General features: G+C 68.0%; 15 protein-coding genes and 2 pseudogenes. 12 read left to right on the top strand and 5 right to left on the bottom strand.

Features of this window, described 5'->3' with window-relative positions:
- Positions 1 to 73 precede the first annotated feature (73 nt).
- Both mptB and CGZ91_RS12025 read right to left on the bottom strand, forming a co-directional pair.
- Complete coding sequence (gene mptB, locus CGZ91_RS12030) at positions 74 to 1,609, bottom strand: polyprenol phosphomannose-dependent alpha 1,6 mannosyltransferase MptB (RefSeq protein WP_094455509.1); 1,536 nt, start codon at positions 1,607 to 1,609, stop codon at positions 74 to 76.
- Between the two features lie 46 nt (positions 1,610 to 1,655).
- Positions 1,656 to 3,533 (bottom strand): glycoside hydrolase family 2 protein, encoded by a 1,878-nt coding sequence (locus tag CGZ91_RS12025; RefSeq protein ID WP_094455507.1) that lies wholly within the window; start codon positions 3,531 to 3,533, stop codon positions 1,656 to 1,658.
- A 94-nt stretch (positions 3,534 to 3,627) separates the two neighbouring features.
- Between CGZ91_RS12025 and CGZ91_RS12020 the strand changes: the two genes are divergently transcribed.
- The 3 genes from CGZ91_RS12020 to CGZ91_RS12010 all read left to right on the top strand — a co-directional run bounded on the left by CGZ91_RS12020 (position 3,628) and on the right by CGZ91_RS12010 (position 6,885).
- Positions 3,628 to 4,707 (top strand): LacI family DNA-binding transcriptional regulator, encoded by a 1,080-nt coding sequence (locus tag CGZ91_RS12020; RefSeq protein ID WP_179229347.1) that lies wholly within the window; start codon positions 3,628 to 3,630, stop codon positions 4,705 to 4,707.
- Between the two features lie 79 nt (positions 4,708 to 4,786).
- The gene (locus tag CGZ91_RS12015; RefSeq protein WP_229116601.1) at positions 4,787 to 5,938 is read left to right on the top strand and encodes a Gfo/Idh/MocA family protein; all 1,152 of its coding nucleotides are present in this window, start codon (positions 4,787 to 4,789) and stop codon (positions 5,936 to 5,938) included.
- Entirely contained in the window at positions 5,938 to 6,885 is a 948-nt protein-coding gene (locus tag CGZ91_RS12010) for a DUF6807 domain-containing protein (RefSeq protein ID WP_094455501.1), read from the top strand. The genes CGZ91_RS12015 and CGZ91_RS12010 overlap by 1 nt, the downstream gene beginning before the upstream one ends.
- Positions 6,886 to 6,891: 6 nt before the next feature.
- Here CGZ91_RS12010 and CGZ91_RS12005 read toward each other — a convergent pair whose 3' ends face one another.
- Positions 6,892 to 7,797: a sulfatase-like hydrolase/transferase gene (locus tag CGZ91_RS12005; RefSeq protein ID WP_144276898.1), complete on the bottom strand. Its 906-nt coding sequence runs from the start codon at positions 7,795 to 7,797 to the stop codon at positions 6,892 to 6,894.
- Between the two features lie 36 nt (positions 7,798 to 7,833).
- On the opposite strand from CGZ91_RS12005, the gene CGZ91_RS12000 reads away from it, so the two are divergent.
- The 9 genes from CGZ91_RS12000 to CGZ91_RS11960 all read left to right on the top strand — a co-directional run bounded on the left by CGZ91_RS12000 (position 7,834) and on the right by CGZ91_RS11960 (position 15,856).
- Positions 7,834 to 8,301, top strand: a complete 468-nt coding sequence (locus CGZ91_RS12000; protein ID WP_094455496.1) for a LacI family DNA-binding transcriptional regulator — start codon at positions 7,834 to 7,836, stop codon at positions 8,299 to 8,301.
- Between the two features lie 251 nt (positions 8,302 to 8,552).
- Positions 8,553 to 9,011: a hypothetical protein gene (locus tag CGZ91_RS11995; RefSeq protein WP_094455494.1), complete on the top strand. Its 459-nt coding sequence runs from the start codon at positions 8,553 to 8,555 to the stop codon at positions 9,009 to 9,011.
- A gap of 9 nt (positions 9,012 to 9,020) precedes the next feature.
- Entirely contained in the window at positions 9,021 to 9,413 is a 393-nt protein-coding gene (locus CGZ91_RS11990) for an MmcQ/YjbR family DNA-binding protein (protein ID WP_094455493.1), read from the top strand.
- An 80-nt stretch (positions 9,414 to 9,493) separates the two neighbouring features.
- Positions 9,494 to 9,886 (top strand): YceI family protein, encoded by a 393-nt coding sequence (locus CGZ91_RS11985; RefSeq protein ID WP_094455491.1) that lies wholly within the window; start codon positions 9,494 to 9,496, stop codon positions 9,884 to 9,886.
- Positions 9,886 to 10,179: a substrate-binding domain-containing protein gene (locus CGZ91_RS11980; RefSeq protein ID WP_094455489.1), complete on the top strand. Its 294-nt coding sequence runs from the start codon at positions 9,886 to 9,888 to the stop codon at positions 10,177 to 10,179. Before CGZ91_RS11985 ends, CGZ91_RS11980 begins: the two co-directional genes overlap by 1 nt.
- 311 nt (positions 10,180 to 10,490) lie before the next feature.
- Complete coding sequence (locus CGZ91_RS11975) at positions 10,491 to 12,434, top strand: 2-oxoacid:acceptor oxidoreductase subunit alpha (RefSeq protein WP_094455487.1); 1,944 nt, start codon at positions 10,491 to 10,493, stop codon at positions 12,432 to 12,434.
- Positions 12,431 to 13,549: a 2-oxoacid:ferredoxin oxidoreductase subunit beta gene (locus CGZ91_RS11970; protein ID WP_094455485.1), complete on the top strand. Its 1,119-nt coding sequence runs from the start codon at positions 12,431 to 12,433 to the stop codon at positions 13,547 to 13,549. Before CGZ91_RS11975 ends, CGZ91_RS11970 begins: the two co-directional genes overlap by 4 nt.
- A gap of 289 nt (positions 13,550 to 13,838) precedes the next feature.
- Positions 13,839 to 14,255 carry a DUF485 domain-containing protein gene (locus tag CGZ91_RS11965; protein ID WP_094455482.1) on the top strand — a complete coding sequence of 139 codons (417 nt, stop codon included), beginning with the start codon at positions 13,839 to 13,841 and terminating at the stop codon, positions 14,253 to 14,255.
- Positions 14,252 to 15,856 (top strand): solute symporter family protein, encoded by a 1,605-nt coding sequence (locus tag CGZ91_RS11960; protein ID WP_094455480.1) that lies wholly within the window; start codon positions 14,252 to 14,254, stop codon positions 15,854 to 15,856. Before CGZ91_RS11965 ends, CGZ91_RS11960 begins: the two co-directional genes overlap by 4 nt.
- A gap of 31 nt (positions 15,857 to 15,887) precedes the next feature.
- Here CGZ91_RS11960 and CGZ91_RS14675 read toward each other — a convergent pair.
- Positions 15,888 to 16,118 (bottom strand): annotated as a pseudogene (locus tag CGZ91_RS14675) (integrase core domain-containing protein); the annotation flags it as partial.
- Between the two features lie 3 nt (positions 16,119 to 16,121).
- A pseudogene (locus tag CGZ91_RS14670) lies at positions 16,122 to 16,403 on the bottom strand (transposase); the annotation flags it as partial.
- Positions 16,404 to 16,467 lie beyond the last annotated feature (64 nt).

Raw genomic sequence — 16,467 nt, 5'->3', positions numbered from 1 at the left:
GAGCGCTCCAATGTGTCGCTTCTACTGAGCGCTCCAATGATTCGCTTTTACTGAGCGCTCCAATGATTCGCTTCTACTGAGCTTCTGCTGACCGATCCGGCTCGCCCGCGTCGTCACCCGACGGGACGGGCGAGTCGCGTCTGGTGGCGGTCTCATCGGGGTTGGCGACATTCTTCACGAGCCGTTCGTGGTGGGTCACCTGCCACACCAACACCGCCGCGGCGGCCACCCCGAGCGCCCACCAGCCGTTGCGGCCGGCGAGTGAGATCGCGTTGTACGCCAGCAGCGCGACGCTGGCCCACCCGATCACCCGCACCATCCGGGTGGACAGCTTGGTCAACGGCAGCAGCACCCCGCCCCACAGCATGTACCAGCCGTGCAGCGCCGGTACGCCGAGCGCGATGACGATGTAGGCCCAGGCCAGGAAGGTGATCGGCCGTTTGGGGGCGACGCGGAAGGCCAGCCAGATCACGATCAGGGCCGCGATCGCCATCCCGATTGTCCGCGACCAGCGCACCGCCACCGACCCGGTCGGATCGAGATTGAGGAGGTTCAACACCCACTGGATGACGGTGCCGACCACGGTTGCCGGGGAGACGGTGGTGACCGACCCCGGTACGCCGGCGGCGTTGATCCAGCCGAAGCCGAGCCCACAGGCCAACGAGATCACCACGAAAGTGGCGACTGCGATCAGAGTCACCAGGGCGCAGCGACCCAGCACCGGCAGGAACGCCCTGGGACGCCAGCCCCGCCAGGTCGAACACAGGATCCCGATCGGGAAGGCCGCCAGCAGCGCCGGCTGTTTCACCGCGGTGGCGACCCCGACCACGATCGCAGCCCACACCAGTCGTTTGTCCATCGCCAGCCACAGCGCGAAGACCACCAGTCCCACTTGCAGTGAGTCGTTGTGGGCGCCGCCGACGAAGTCGGTGATGAGGACCGGGTTGAGGATCGCCGCCCAGCCGATGAGGCGTTGGTCGGCGTGGATCCGGCGCCCGATCTTCGGCAGGAAGACGACGATCAGTGCGACGCCGATGAGAGCCGGGATCCGCATCATCATGCCGGCCAGATAGGGCTGGTTGAAGGTCAGGATCACCATCAGATGGGCGATCTGCAGGCTCAGCGGGCCGTACGGGGCCGGCGTGTAGCGCCACACCGTCGGCACCTGGTCGGCGAAGGTGCCCGGCAGCGTACCGGGGCCCACGTCGTAGGGGTTGAGGCCGTTGCGCACCAGCCAGCCCTGGGCGGCGTACGAGTAGGCGTCATGGCTGAAGATCGGCGGCGCCAACAGGAAGGGAAGGCTCCAGATGATGAGGACCGCGACCGGGTTGACGTCCTGACCACGGGCCGGCCGCAGCCCGAACCAGCCGTCGATCAGCAGCCCGATCCCGGCCAGCGCCGCGACGGTACCGAGGATGGTGCCAGGCGTACTGGCCAGGTGCAGCACGTTGAGGACCGTCCACCACGGACTGGCCTGCGGCAGGAAGGCCGGAGTGAGGGAGCCGAGCACGATCAGGACGGCGCCGAAGAAGCCGCGCTTCACCGGCGTCAGCCGCCAGGCCGCGGACAGTTCCGCGCCCCACCGCCTCAGCAGGCCCTGATCAGTCACCCGCTCAGGGTAGTGGGCGGCGACGGGGAACCGCCCGGTTCGCGGGTCACTCGGTGCGCTTCTCGTACGCCGCCACGTCCGACTGCGCCTGCCGCACCCGCGCCACGTCAAGCTTGCGGGACCGGTCGAAGCGATAGATCCCGTTCTCCTCCTGGAAGACATCGGTGAGCTGGGTGTAGCAGTAGCCGAACATCTGCGGATTGCCCGACAGCACCTGGGTCAGGCCGGCAAACCGGGCGTGGAACTCCTCCTCGTCGGAGACCCGCTGGCCATAACCCCAGGAGTGCGCGGAATCGTTGCCGCGCGCCGCCGCGGCAGCTTCCGGATTCCACCAGATGCCGCCGTACTCGCTGCAGAACATCGGCTGCCCCTGGTAGGGATAGCCGTACGCGGCCCCGTCGTGGGCCCGGTTCTCGTACGGCTTGCCCTCGGCCAGTCCGCTCTGCTGCTCAGCGAACGCCGCCGGGTCCTGTTCGTAGCTGTGGTTGTCCCAGATCTCGGTGTCGCGGACCCGGTGGGAGTAGCCTGAGGCGTCCAGCACCGGCCGAGTGGTGTCGGCCAGTTTGGTCGCCAGATACATGCCCTGGGTGACGTCGTCGAGGACGGTGATCCGGTCGTGCATCACCTGGTGGGTCTCGTTGAGGGGGCACCAGCCGACGATGGCGGGGTGAGAACGGTCCCGCTCCAGCACCTCCAGCCATTGGGTGATGAACGAGGCGGTCGGCTCCTGGTTGTCGCCGCGCGGGCCGCGACCTGACACGCCCCAGTCGCCGAACTCGCCCCACACCAGATAGCCCATCCGGTCGGCGTGATGCAGGAAGCGTTCCTCGAAGACCTTCTGGTGCAGTCGGGCACCGTTGAATCCGGCCTCCAGCGCCAGCTCGATGTCGTGCACCATCGCCTCGTCCGACGGCGCCGTCATCAGGCTGTCGGGCCAGTAACCCTGGTCCAGCACCAGCCGCTGGAAGACTGGTTCACCGTTGATGAGGAAGCGGTCCCCCACCAGGGTCACCGACCGCAGCCCGGCATAGCTGGCGACCTCGTCGACCACCTCGCCGTCGTCGATGAGGGTGAGGTCGATGTCGTAGAGCTCGCCGTGGCCGGGGCGCCACAGGCGTACCCGATCGGCCGGGATCGGGAGCCGCAGCGTCGGCGTACGGTCCGCGTCCGCCAGCGCTTCGGCCTGGCTGATGACGCCTGCTTGGTCACGCAACCGGGCACGTACCACCAGACCGGCGGCGTTCGCCGAGACCGGCACCTGCACGGTGAAGGCGGGGTCCCCGAGCTCGGGGATGATGTGTGGCCGCCCCAGATGGTGTTCGCTGACCGGCTCGGCCCAGACGGTCTGCCAGATGCCGGTGGTACGCGTGTAGTTGCAGGAACTGTTCGCATACCAGGTGGCCTGCTTGCCGCGGGCCTGCGGCTGGTGCCGGGAGTCCCGCGCTCGGACCACGATGGTGGCGGCCGTGTCCTGCCCGGGCGTACGCCGCAGGGCCGCGGTGATGTCGGCGCTGAACGAGGAGAACCCACCGCGGTGTCGGGCCACTTCGACGTCGTTGACCCAGACGGTGGCGTCGTGGTCGACCGCGCCGAAGTGGAGCAGGATCCGCTGGTCCCAGTCGGCCGGGAAGCTGACCTCGCGGCGATACCAAACGGCCTCGTGGAAGTCGACGTCGCCGATCCCAGAGGCGGTCGACTCGGGGCAGAACGGCACCAGGATGTCGCGGTCCAGCTCAGCGGTCCGCAGGCCGCGTTCCTCGCCGGAGTCACCGGAGTCGAAACTGAACTGCCAGCGGCCATTGAGGTTCAGCCAGCGTTCCCGGACCAGCTGCGGGCGCGGGTATTCCGGGCGAGGCTGGTCGGGACTGGCGGCCGCGGCGTGCTGGTCTGCAGCGCGCTGGTCGGATCCGGCGTCGTGCGTCATCGGAGCGTCCTTGGTCGAGAGGGCTGACAACAGCGGGGGGTGGTCCGCTCAAGGCAGAATACAACGTGGTAACGGCGGCGCTAGGATGCCAACCATGACCGAGACGACGGGGACCGGGATGGCGCCACCGCCGCGCCGCCCCAGCATCAAGGACGTCGCGAAGCGGGCCGGCGTGTCGTGGAAGACCGTCTCCAACGTCCTGCACGATCGCCCCCACGTCCGGGCCGAGAATCGCGCCGCGGTGCAGGCCGCCATCGCTGAGCTGGGATATCGCACCAGCTTGGCCGGCAGGCAGCTGCGGCAGGGCCGCACCTCGATCGCCGCGCTGGCGCTGCCCGACATCACCTCGCCCTACTTCGCTGCGCTGGCCCAGGAACTGATCCACAACGCCCGCGGCCGTGGGTTGACGGTGTTGATCGACGAGACCGGCGGCGACCCGGAGCGGGAACTGGCGGCCGCGGGCGGCTATGACATGCACTTCGCCGACGGCGTCATCATGTCCCCGATCTCGGTGCACAGCTTCCAGATCAACGAAGTCCAGCCCCGATCTCCGCTGGTCCTGCTCGGCGAGCGGGAGGACCTCGCCGAGCAGTCGCTGCCCTATGACCACGTCGCGATCGACAACCCGGCCTCCGCGGTCGAACTGACCCGGCACCTGCTCGACCAAGGCTGCCGCCGGTTCGGATTCATCGGCGCCGAGGAGCGGTTCGGGACCGGTTATGTACGCCATCAGGGGGTACGTTCCGCGCTGGCCGAGGCCGGCCTGGAACTGGTCGCCTCGGCGCCCGCGGAGGCCTGGACCCGCCCGGCAGGCGAGGAGGCCGCCTCCGAACTGCTGGCCAGCGTCGGCCACCAGCAGGACCGCGCCGGCCGGACCGATCCCGGCATCGACGCGCTGATCTGCGGAAACGACCTGCTGGCGATCGGAGCGATGCGCACCCTGCGGCAGCAGGGCATTCGGATCGGCGCCGAGGTCGCGGTGGCCGGCTGGGACGACATCCCGGAGGCGGCGTACGCCGAACCGGGTCTCACCACGGTCGGCGCGGACCTGGCGGCGCTGGTGGATGCCGCCCTGGACCGACTGGAGGCCCGCATCGCCGGCGCTGACGAACCGGCCGTGGTCCGGCTGGTCCCGCACCGTCTCCACCTGCGGGTCAGCACGCAGCGCGCGTGACCCAGCCCACGACCCCAGCCGTACCCGAGCGAGCCACCACGACAGCCACCTGAATCCACCCAACCCAAAGGAGCAACCGGTGGACACGTCCAATCCAGACACCAGCCCGGCAGCCAGCAGCCCAACCGATCCGCCCCACGTACGCCGCCATCCGGTCGCCATCGTCGGCACTGGCGGCATCGCCCACGCCCACGCCCGAGGGCTGGCGGAAACCGGCCGCTTCGAGATCGTCGCCGCCGTCGACGTCGACCAGCAGCGCTGCGCCGACTTCTGCGAGAAGTGGGACATTCCGAGCCACCACCCCGACCTGGCCAGCCTGCTGGACAGCGAAGAGGTTGCGGTCGTCCACCTGTGCACACCACCGGGCTCCCACCGTCCGCTCGCGGTCGAGGCTCTCGAGCGCGGTGTCACGGTGCTGTGCGAGAAGCCGCCGGCCATGACGCTGGCCGACATGGACCTGATCCTGGCGGCGGAGGCAACCTCCCGGGGCAGTTTCGCGACTGTCTTCCAGCACCGGTTCGGCAGCGCGGGCGCCCTGCTGGCGCAACTGGCCCACGACGGGTCGCTGGGGCAACCGATGAGCGCGGTCTGCAACACGCTGTGGTTCCGCGACGATGCGTACTTCTCCCCCGACTGGCGCGGCAAGTGGACCAACGAGGGCGGCGGGCCGACGATGGGCCATGGCATCCACCAGATGGACCTGATGCTGGCGGTCCTGGGGCCTTGGTCGCAGGTCACCGCCGTCGCGAAGCGGCAGGCGCGCCCCACGAACACCGAGGACCTGTCGGCGGCGATCGTGGAGTTCGACAACGGCGCGGTCGCCACCGTGCTCAACAGTCTCACCGCGCCTCGAGAATCGAGCCACCTGCGCTTCGACTTCGCCCGCGCCACCGTCGAGGTGGAACACGTCTATGGCTATGCCCCCGAGGACTGGCGTTTCACGCCGGCCATGGACGACCCGGACGCGGCTGAGCTGTGGCGGCCGGCCCCCGACGCCAAGTCAGGTCACGCCAGCCAGTTCCGAGCCATCGCCGACGCGCTGGACGCCGGCGTACCGATCCCGGTCACCAGCGACCAGTCCCGGCTGACGATGGAGCTGGTCGCCGCGATCTATGCCTCCGCCTTCGAAGGGCGGCCGGTGCAGCGCGGCGACATCACCCCCAAATCCCCCTTTGCCACACTCATGGATGGCCACCAGACCCCGTGGCCCGACGTCAAGGAGCCCCACTGATGCGTACGCCCCAACCCGAGCCGGTCCGTCCCGGCCTGTCCCTGACCGAAAACTTCGACGTGGATCTGGCGGTCCACCACACCGCCGCTGACGGCAGCCAGGTGCAGCTGGTGCGCTACGTCTATCACCCCTGGGAGCCGCAGCTGGAGTCGCCGCGGCCCTACTTCCACCCGATCCGCACCTTGGGCGGCAATCTGGTCAGCCTCTATCGCCCCCATGACCACGTCTGGCACAAGGGCATCGCCTATTCGCTGCCCAATGTCGGCGAGGAGAACTTCTGGGGCGGTGTCACCTACGTCCGAGACCAGGGCTATCAGCAGCTCGACAACAACGGCGCCATGGTGCACACCGGCTTCACCAGCCGCGATCATGAGGACGACCGGATCCGGGCCCGGGAGGAGCTGCGCTGGGTCACCCAGGCCGGCGCGGAAATCGTCTGCGAGGAGCGCGACTTCACCATCCGGCTGCTTGACGACACTGCTTGGGTCCTGGAGTGGGGCACCCGCTTCACCAACATCAGCGAGCAGACCTTCCCGATGGGCAGCCCCACCACCCATGGCCGCGAGATGGCCGGCTACGGCGGCCTCTTCTGGCGTGGCCCGCGTTCCTTCACCGGAGGCAAGGTGTACGCCGATGGTCACTCCGCCGGTGACGAGGACCTGATGGGCATCGACGCGACCTGGATGGCGTACGTCGGCCAGCACGACGAGATCGGCGGCGCCAGCACGGTGGCCTTCGTGGACCAGACCCCCGAGCCGCGTCACGGCGGCCGCAGCTGGTTTGTGCGGACCCAGCCGTTCGCGGTGATCAGCCCCTCGCCGTTCTTCTTCGATGAGGTCGACTTCGCCCCGAAGCAGACCTTCAGCTATCGCTACAGCGTCATCATTGCCGACGGTGAACGGCAGCCGAGCGAGATCGCCGAGCTGGTCGCCAGCCTTGACCGCTGAGGGGCCTCACCCGAAGCCCAGCTCCTGACGACGGGCCCGCAGCTGCGCCACCTGGTCGGCGTAGGTCGGGTCCGCCGTCACGTCCCGGGTCTCGCCCGGGTCGACCGCGAGATCGAAGGTGACCTCGGGCGCGGTTTCCCTGTCATCGGCAGGGGCGTACCACTGATATTTCAGGGCGCCCCGTTTGATCATCAGGTTGGTCAGGTCGAACTGGCTCAGCACCTCGTCCCCGGGCAGGGTGGCAGCCTCGCCACGCGCCAACGGCACCAGCGAGCGCGAGTCCAGCCCTGCCGGGCACGGGATCCCCGCCAGCTCGGTGAGGGTGGCGAAGGTGTCGACGGTGCTGACATTGCCCTCGACGCTGGCACCGGCCGCCAGCCCCGGCGCGGCCAACAGCAGCGGTACGCCGACGCTGGCCTCGAAGAACTTCTGCTTCTCCCAGACCCCGTGCTGGCCCAACATTTCGCCGTGGTCGGAGGTATACATCACCACCCACTCCGACAGATCCTGACCGGCGCTTTCCAGCGCCTCGAGCAGCCGCCCCACTCGAGCATCCATCGTCTCGATCATCGCGCAGTACGCCGCTGTCGCCCGCCGCGCTTCGGCCTCGGTGACTTCCCGGCCGATCCGGGCCCGGAACCGCCCGCCCAGGAACGGGTGGTCGAAGGCCTCCTCGTCGAAGGGCTCGACGCGGTCCAGGTAGTGGTCGACCAGATCCGCGCGCGGGGTGGCGTACGGGTAGTGCGGCTCGTTGAGGCTGAGCATCAGCAGCAGCGGAGCCTGGGGGGTGGCTCGGCCGTAGTGCGGGTCGAGGAAGAATCGCTCGACCAGGTGCAGTGCGCCGGTCAGCGCGTACTCGTCCTCGGCCGTCAGCGGGTTGTCGCCGACCCCGCCGCGCCTGATCTCCTCCACGATCGCCCCCACGTCCGGGCCGAGAATCGCGCCGCGGTGCAGGCCGCCATCGCTGAGCTGGGATATCGCACCAGCTTGGCCGGCAGGCAGCTGCGGCAGGGCCGCACTTCGATCGCCGCGCTGGCGCTGCCCGACATCACCTCGCCCTACTTCGCTGCGCTGGCCCAGGAACTGATCCACAACGCCCGCGGCCGTGGGTTGACGGTGTTGATCGACGAGACCGGCGGCGACCCGGAGCGGGAACTGGCGGCCGCGCGCGGCTATGACATGCACTTCGCCGACGGCGTCATCATGTCCCCGATCTCGGTGCACAGCTTCCAGATCAACAAAGTCCAGCCCCGATCTCCGCTGGTCCTGCTCGGCGAGCGGGAGGACCTCGCCGAGCAGTCGCTGCCCTACGACCACGTCGCGATCGACAGCGGGTTGGACAACATCGTCGCCCAGGCCCGTGACCTCAACCAGGGCGCCTGGAAGAACATGGAGCAAAAGGGGCCGATGCCCTGAACTCGGGCAAGAACGTCGAGGTGTTCACCGAGGTCCACTACGGTAGTGGCAGTAGACCAACAGGCTTCACTGTCAGGTACGAAATCGACGGTGAACCGTTCAAACAAACCTTCGACCAGTAACCCGATGGGGAGCGACGCTCGCAAGCCGGCGCTGAGCTGCCCCGGCGGCACGCCACCGTCAGGTGAGCCCCGGGCTCCAGGACCCATCGGGACCACCCATCCACCAACAAGCCAACCGATGGAGGAAGCATGAGCGAGGCGTCCAACGAACAGGTGCAGCACGCCTACGAGGCCTACACCAAACACACCCTGCAGACTGCGGTCAACTACATCGAGGGTGACCCAGCGGTGGACACGATCTGGATTTACACCCTGATCAGTCACGGCGCCCTGGAAACCACGGCCTTCTTCCGCTTCAACGGCAAGTTCGTGGACGCCTACGACCTCGCCGAGGCCGACGCCAACCGGGACTACGACCCCCACCAACTGGTCAGCGACCTGGCCCGCGACGAACATCGCGCCCTGGGCAAGGCACTGAAACTGCTGCCGCAGCCCCCCGAGCGCATCATCACCACCTACAACCCACAGTCTGGCGAAGTCAAGGGCGACTGGGACTATGGGGGCGTCATCCTTGACGAGGACGACACCCCGGGGCGGGCCCGCGACCGCTGGATCACGTCCATGGGCGGCACTCCGCTCCTCACCTAGGCTGGGTTCATGCCCCACGCCCAGATGTTCGACGAGGACGACCCCACACTGGCTCGCCTGGAAGAGCTGTGCCTGGGCTTTCCCGACGCCAAGATGAAAGTCAGCCACGGCCGTCCGGCGTTCTACACCACCAAGGTGTTCGCCTACTACGGCGGCTCGATCAAGGTGGACGGCAGCTACGTCCAGCATGGTCAGTCGCTGGTCTTCCTGCCATCACCCGACGAGGCCGAGGCCTTGGCCCAGGACGAGCGGATCTATCGCCCGGCCTACTTGGGCGCCTACGGTTGGCTGGGCCTGGACCTGGGCCCCGACCCCAACTGGGACGAGGTCGCCGAGTTGGTCGAGGAGTCATTTCGACTGACCGCCACCCGCGCCGCGATCGCGGCGTTGGCCGCCCGCTGAAAGTTCCAGGAGAGTTTGCCCGGCGGGAATGGTCCGGTGCTACCGAGTACTTGAATGTTCAATCATCAAGGGAGTCTCACATGACCGGCCTGACCACCATCAACGGAACCTTCGCCATCGACCCCAGCCACACCCGCCTGGGTTGGACCGCTCGCCACGCCATGGTGACCAAGGTTCGCGGCGTCTTCGACGAGGTTGAGGGCACCGCCTCGGGCGATGGCGCCAACCCCGAAAGCGCCCAGATCGACGTCACCATCCAGGCTGCCTCGATCTCGACCGGCAACGCCGACCGCGACAACCACGTCCGCAGCGCCGACTTCCTCGACGTCGAGCAGTTCCCCACCCTGACCTTCAAGTCCACCAAGGTTGAGGTTGAGGACGAGGACACCCTTAACGTGACCGGCGACCTGACCATCAAGGGCCAGACCCAGCAGGTCACGCCGATGGTCACTCCGCCGGTGACGAGGACCTGATGGGCATCGACGCGCTGATCTGCGGAAACGACCTGCTGGCGATCGGAGCGATGCGCACCCTGCGACGGCAGGGCATTCGGATCGGCGCCGAGGTCGCGGTGGCCGGCTGGGACGACATCCCGGAGGCGGCGTACGCCGAACCGGGCCTCACCACGGTCAGCGCGGACCTGGCGGCGCTGGTGGATGCCGCCCTGGACCGGCTGGAGGCCCGCATCGCCGGCGCTGACGAACCGGCCGTGGTCCGGCTGGTCCCGCACCGTCTCCACCAGCGGGCCAGCACGCAGCGCGCGTGACCCATCCCACGACGACAGCTAGCCGTACCCGAAGCGAGCCACCCCCACGACAGCCACCTGAATTCACCCTCAACCAGAGGAGCAACCGGGTCTCGGTTCTCCACCTGCAACTGCGAGCCGCTGGTTGGCCCCTTGGACAAATTCATTCTGTTCCAGCGTCGTGCGGGTTGCGATCCTCCAAAGGTGATTTTCGCAACATCTTCCGGCCGCATCTCACGGCGGGGCTTTTCTCCTGCGCTGACGAAGTAGCATGGGGCAGGTTGCCGCGGGTGCCCCGCAGGCTGATTCGTACGAGAAGGAAGCTGGTGTCTGTGACCGCCGTCCACACCCTCGACCGTGTTGTGATCCGATTTGCCGGTGACTCCGGCGACGGCATGCAGCTGACGGGTGACCGATTCACGGTCGACTCCGCCCTGGCCGGCAACGACATCTCGACGCTGCCCAACTTCCCGGCCGAGATCCGCGCTCCAGCGGGCACCCTGCCGGGTGTGTCGAGCTTCCAGCTCCACTTCGCCGACTACGACATCATGACCCCCGGCGACCGCCCCGACGTGCTGGTCGCGATGAATCCGGCCGCCCTCAAGGCCAACATCGCCGACCTGCCCCGCGGCGGTCTGCTGATCGTGGACTCGGCCGATTTTTCCAAGCGCAACCTGACCAAGGTCGGCTACGACTCCAACCCGCTGGAGGACGGCACTCTTGCCGACTACCAGTTGCATGCCCTGGACCTCACCGGCATCACCGTCGCCGCGGTCAAGGAGTTCGGGCTGGGCCGCAAGGAGGCCAGCCGCTCCAAGAACATGTTTGCGCTGGGCATGCTGACGTGGCTCTACAGCCGCCCCACCGAGGCGACCGTCGACTTCATCGCCGACAAGTTCGCCAAGAAGCCCGAGATCCGCGACGCCAACATCGCCGCCTTCAAGGCCGGGTACGCCTTCGGTGAGACCACCGAGACCTTCGCCGTACGCTACGAGGTCGCACCAGCCCCGGTGCCCGCCGGCGACTACCGGCAGATCTCGGGCAATGCGGCGCTGGCGTACGGGCTGATCGTCGGCGCCCACAAGGCCGGGCTGCCGATGTTCCTGGGCGCCTACCCGATCACCCCGGCCTCCGATGTGCTGCACGAGCTGTCCAAGCACAAGCGGTTTGGCGTCACCACCTTCCAGGCCGAGGACGAGATCGCCGCGATCGGCGCCGCCCTGGGCGCGAGCTTCGCCGGCCATCTGGGCGTCACCGCCTCCTCGGGCCCCGGCATTGCCCTCAAGGCCGAGACGGTCGGCCTGGGCGTGATGACCGAGCTGCCGATGGTCGTGTGCGACATCCAGCGCGCCGGACCCAGCACCGGCATGCCGACCAAGACCGAACAGGCCGACCTGCTGCAGGTGATGTATGGCCGCAACGGCGAGGCGCCGGTCCCGGTGCTGGCCGCCCAGTCCCCCTCGGACTGCTTCGCGACCGCGATCGAGGCGATCGACATTGCGGTCACCTACCGCACCCCGGTGATCATCCTGTCCGACGGCTATCTGGCCAACGGCGCCGAACCGTGGCGCCTGCCCTCGATCGATGACATCGCCTCGATCGACCCGCGCCAGGAACCGGCCCCGGGGGCTGACGCCGAGACGTTCCTGCCCTACAGCCGGGACCCCGAAACGCTCGCACGCCCTTGGGCGATCCCCGGCACCCCGGGGCTGGAGCATCGCATCGGTGGCATCGAGAAGGCCGACCGCACCGGCAACATCTCCTACGACCCGGCCAACCACGAGAAGATGACCGAGCTGCGGGCCCAGAAGGTCGCCGGCATCGCCGACCGGCTGCCCGAGATCACCGTCGATGACCCCGACGGCGCCGACCTGCTGGTGCTGGGCTGGGGTTCGACCTTCGGTCCAATCACCGCCGCGGTACGCCGGGTGCGCGCCGCAGGCGGCAGCATCGCCCAGGCCCACCTGCGTCATCTCAACCCCTTCCCGAAGAACCTCGGCGAGGTGTTGCGGCGCTACGACAAGGTGGTGGTTCCCGAGATGAATTCGGGCCAGCTCGCCATGATGCTGCGTGCGGAGTTCCTGGTGGACATCCAGTCCTACAGCCGGGTCCGCGGCCTGCCGATCTCGCTGTCGGAGCTGGCCAGCGACCTGCTCGCGATGTTGGGGCTGCCGCGCCCCGAAGACGTCGGCGACGAACCCGACGGCGACCACGATCCGATTTCCGAGCCCGGGCATCCGGCCGGCTCGGAGCCCTCGAAGGAGGAGAACGTATGAGCCTCGACTCCGTTTCCACCAACCCCGATCTGGACCCGTCCCGCCCGCGCGGGCTGGCCGGCGTACCGCTGTCCATCGAGCCGCTGACCCGCAAGGACTTCACCTCCGACCAAGAGGTGCGCTGGTGCCCAGGATGCGGCGACTACGCCGTGTTGGCGGCCTTCCAGGGGATGATGCCCGAGCTCGGCATCAAGCGCGAGAACACCGTCATCATCTCCGGCATCGGCTGCTCCTCGCGGTTCCCCTACTACGTCGACAGCTACGGCATGCACTCGATCCACGGCCGCGCGCCGGCGATCGCGACCGGCGTGGCGACCGCGCGAGAGGACCTGGCCGTCTTCGTGGTGACCGGCGACGGTGATGCGCTGTCGATCGGCGGCAACCACCTGATCCACGCGCTGCGCCGCAACGTCAACATGACGATCCTGCTCTTCAACAACCGGATCTATGGCCTGACCAAGGGCCAGTACAGCCCGACCTCGGAGATCGGCAAGGTCACCAAGTCGACCCCGTCGGGGTCGGTGGACACGCCGTTCAATCCGGTGTCGGTGGCGCTGGGCGCCGAGGCCAGCTTCGTGGCCCGGGTGATGGATTCGGATCGCAAGGGCATCAACGAGATCGTCAAGGCGGCGGCCGCGCATCGCGGGTCCGCGCTGGTGGAGATCTACCAGAACTGCCCGATCTTCAACGACCACGCCTTCGACGCCTTCAAGGGGGCCGCCTCGGAGGAGGCGATCATCCCGCTGCGCGACGGTGAGCCGATCACCTTCGGTGCGGTCGCGGAGGGCTCCGGGCTCGGCACCTGGGCCGTGGTGCGTACGGGTCGCGGTGCCGGCCTGGAGGTCGTCGAGACCGCCTCGGTGAGCCGCGAGCAGATCGTGGTCCACGACGAACACGATCCGGACCCCTCGATGGCGTTTGCGCTGTCGCGGCTCACCGACGCCGGCGTCCTGCACCGCGCCCCGATGGGCATCTTCCGCAACGTCGAGCGCCAGACCTACGACGACGCCGTACGCGAGCAGGTCCGCCAGGCCGCCACCCCGGCCCCGACGACCGCCGATCTGGAAGCCATGCTGGCCGGCCGCGACACCTGGACGGTGGGCCAGCGCGACTGAGCGCGTACGCCGGAGCCTCCGCCAGAGCGCCGGCGATCATAGTGGTCGACTCGATCACCCGGGAGGCGCCATCCTGAGCGAGGCCGCTGATCGAGTCGCCCAAAATGATCGGGTCACCGTCTCAGATTCGACGCGCCAGCGAGCCGCCCGTAGCGGGTGACATCTCGACAGAAAAGCTGTACCCGTGACCGTTATGTCATCGTTACGAAATCTCCCATAGTCCGGCCGTTGCTTTCCGTGTTAGCTTCCGATCAATTTCTCGGCAGCCACACCGGAGAGGCAACGCTTCATGTCAACCGAGCACCCCCAAGGCCAATCGCCCCTGCCCGACGGAGCCGACTCCGTCCGGCCCGCGATCACCCCCGAAGCTTTCCAAGAGGTCCAGGCCAGCGAGGACTTCGCTGAGCTCCGCCGGCGGTTCCGCCGGTTCGCCTTCCCGATGACCGCGGTCTTCCTGGTCTGGTACGGCGCCTACGTCCTCGCCTCGACGTACGCGCCGGAGTTCATGGCGACCCGCGCGATTGGTGAGGTCTCGATCGGCATGCTGTGGGGCTTCGGGCAGTTCCTCTCCACCTTCGTCATCACCTGGCTCTACATCCGCCACGCCAACCGCCGCATCGACCCGTTGGCGGGCAAGCTCCGCGAGCGCCTGGAGTCCGGCACGTCGGGCACCTCGGCCACCGAACTGGAAGGGGGCCAGGCATGACCGCGCTGCAGACCCAGCTGGGCAACCCGCTCATCAACATTGCGATCTTCGCGATCTTCGTCGTGGTGACGCTCACCATCGTCATCCGCGTCTCCCGCCAGCCCAAGCGCCACAGCGGCGCCTTCTACACCGGTGGCGGCAGCTTCTCGGGCCGCCAGAACGGTTTCGCCATTGCCGGCGACTACCTGTCGGCGGCCTCGTTCCTGGGCATCGTCGGCGCCGTCGCCCTCTACGGCTACGACGGCCTGCTCTACTCGATCGGCTTCCTGGTCGCCTGGCTGGTGGCCCTGATGCTGGTCGCCGAGCCGTTGCGCAACACCGGCAAGTACACGATGGCCGACGTGCTGAGCTTCCGGATGCGGCAGCGACCCGTACGCCTGGCCGCCGCCATCTCGACGCTCGCGGTCTCCTTCTTCTACCTGCTGGCCCAGATGGCCGGCGCCGGCTCGCTCGTGTCGCTGCTGCTGGGCATCCACGGCGACCTGGCCGAGAGCGGCGTCATCGCGCTGGTCGGTCTGCTGATGATCACCTACGTGCTGATCGGCGGCATGAAGGGCACCACCTGGGTCCAGATGATCAAGGCGGTGCTGCTGGTGACCGCGGTCGTGGTGATGACGGTGTGGTTGCTGGTGCTGTCCGGTTTCAACCTCTCCGACCTGATCACCCAGGCCGATGCGACCACCGACACCGACCTGGTCCGACCGATGGCCCAGTACGGCAACAACCCGCTCGGCTTCGTCTCGCTCGGGCTGGCGCTGGTGCTCGGCACCGCCGGCCTGCCGCACGTCCTGATGCGCTTCTACACCGTCCCCACCGCCAAGGAGGCACGGCGCTCGGTGACCTGGGCGATCGGCCTCATCGGCGCCTTCTACCTGTGCACCTTCGTGCTCGGCTTCGGGGCGGCCTGGCTGGTAACCGGGGAGACGATCAAGGGGCTGCCCGGCGGCGCCAATGCCGCGGCGCCGGCACTGGCGTACTGGCTGCCCGGTCAGGGCGCGGCGGGCTCCATCGTGCTCGGAATCGTCGCCGGCATCGCCTTCGCGACCATCCTGGCCGTGGTGGCCGGGCTGGCGATCACCGCCTCGGCGTCCTTTGCCCACGACATCTACAACTCGGTCATCAAGGACGGCAAGGCCGACCCGGCCAAGGAGGTACGCGTGGCGCGGACCACCGTCGTCGTGATCGGCATCCTGGCGATCATCGGCGGCATCGGCGCCAAGGACCTCAACGTCGCCTTCCTGGTGTCGTTGGCGTTCGCGGTGGCAGCCTCGGCCAACCTGCCCTCGATCCTCTACTCGCTCTACTGGAAGAGGTTCAACACCCAAGGCTCGTTGTGGTCAATCTGGGCCGGCCTGGGCTCGGCGATGATCCTCATCATCTTCTCCCCCTCGGTATCCGGCGCCCCCTCGGCGATGTTCCCCGACGCCAACTTCGCGTGGTTCCCGCTGGCGAACCCGGCCCTGGTCAGCGTCCCACTCGGCTTCCTCGGCGGCTGGCTCGGCACGGTCATCTCCAAGGAACGCGCCGATGCGGCCAAGCAGGCCGAGATGGAGGTCCGCTCGATGACCGGCGCGGGCGCGGAGAAGCCGCTCGAGCACTGAGGGGTGAACAGACGCAGGTTCTCTGCCGCTTCTATACGGTTTGCGGCTCTCGGTTGAGGGACGCGTAGTGGGCTTGCTCGTACTCTACGGGAGGCATTATCTCCAGGCTGCTGTGGAGGCGTCGGTTGTTGTACCCGTCGACCCAGCCGGCGGTGGCGTACTCGACCTCGGCGAGGGTCCGGTAGGGCCCGGGCTGGAAGACCGTGGTGCGGATGCACTCGGTCTTGTAGAGGCCGATCACGCATTCCATCAGCGCGTTGTCAGCCGAGGCCGCCTCCAAGATCTCGTTGGCCCGCCGCAACTCGGCGTTCTCCTTCTTGAGCCTCTTGATCTCGGCGATGTCCTCGGTCGTCTTACCGGGCTTGACCCCGCCATCGATCTCAGCCTGCCGCACCCACTTGCGCAGCGACTCAGGGGTAGTGATCCCCAACTTGCTCGCCACGGACTTGATCGCCGCGGACTCATGGGGATGGTCCGCCCGGGACTCCATCACCATCCGCACCGCGCGCTCACGCAACTCCGGGGTGTACTTCGAGGGACGTGCCATGACAGTGATCCTTTCAACGAATCAACCCTCCAGACACGCCGGGGCGGTTCACTAGCCCCGGCTA

It is taken from the genome of Parenemella sanctibonifatiensis (assembly GCF_002250565.1).
GTDB lineage: Bacteria > Actinomycetota > Actinomycetes > Propionibacteriales > Propionibacteriaceae > Parenemella > Parenemella sanctibonifatiensis.
Note: the sequence above shows the minus strand (reverse complement) of the source record. Positions and strands in the feature narration are given on the sequence as shown.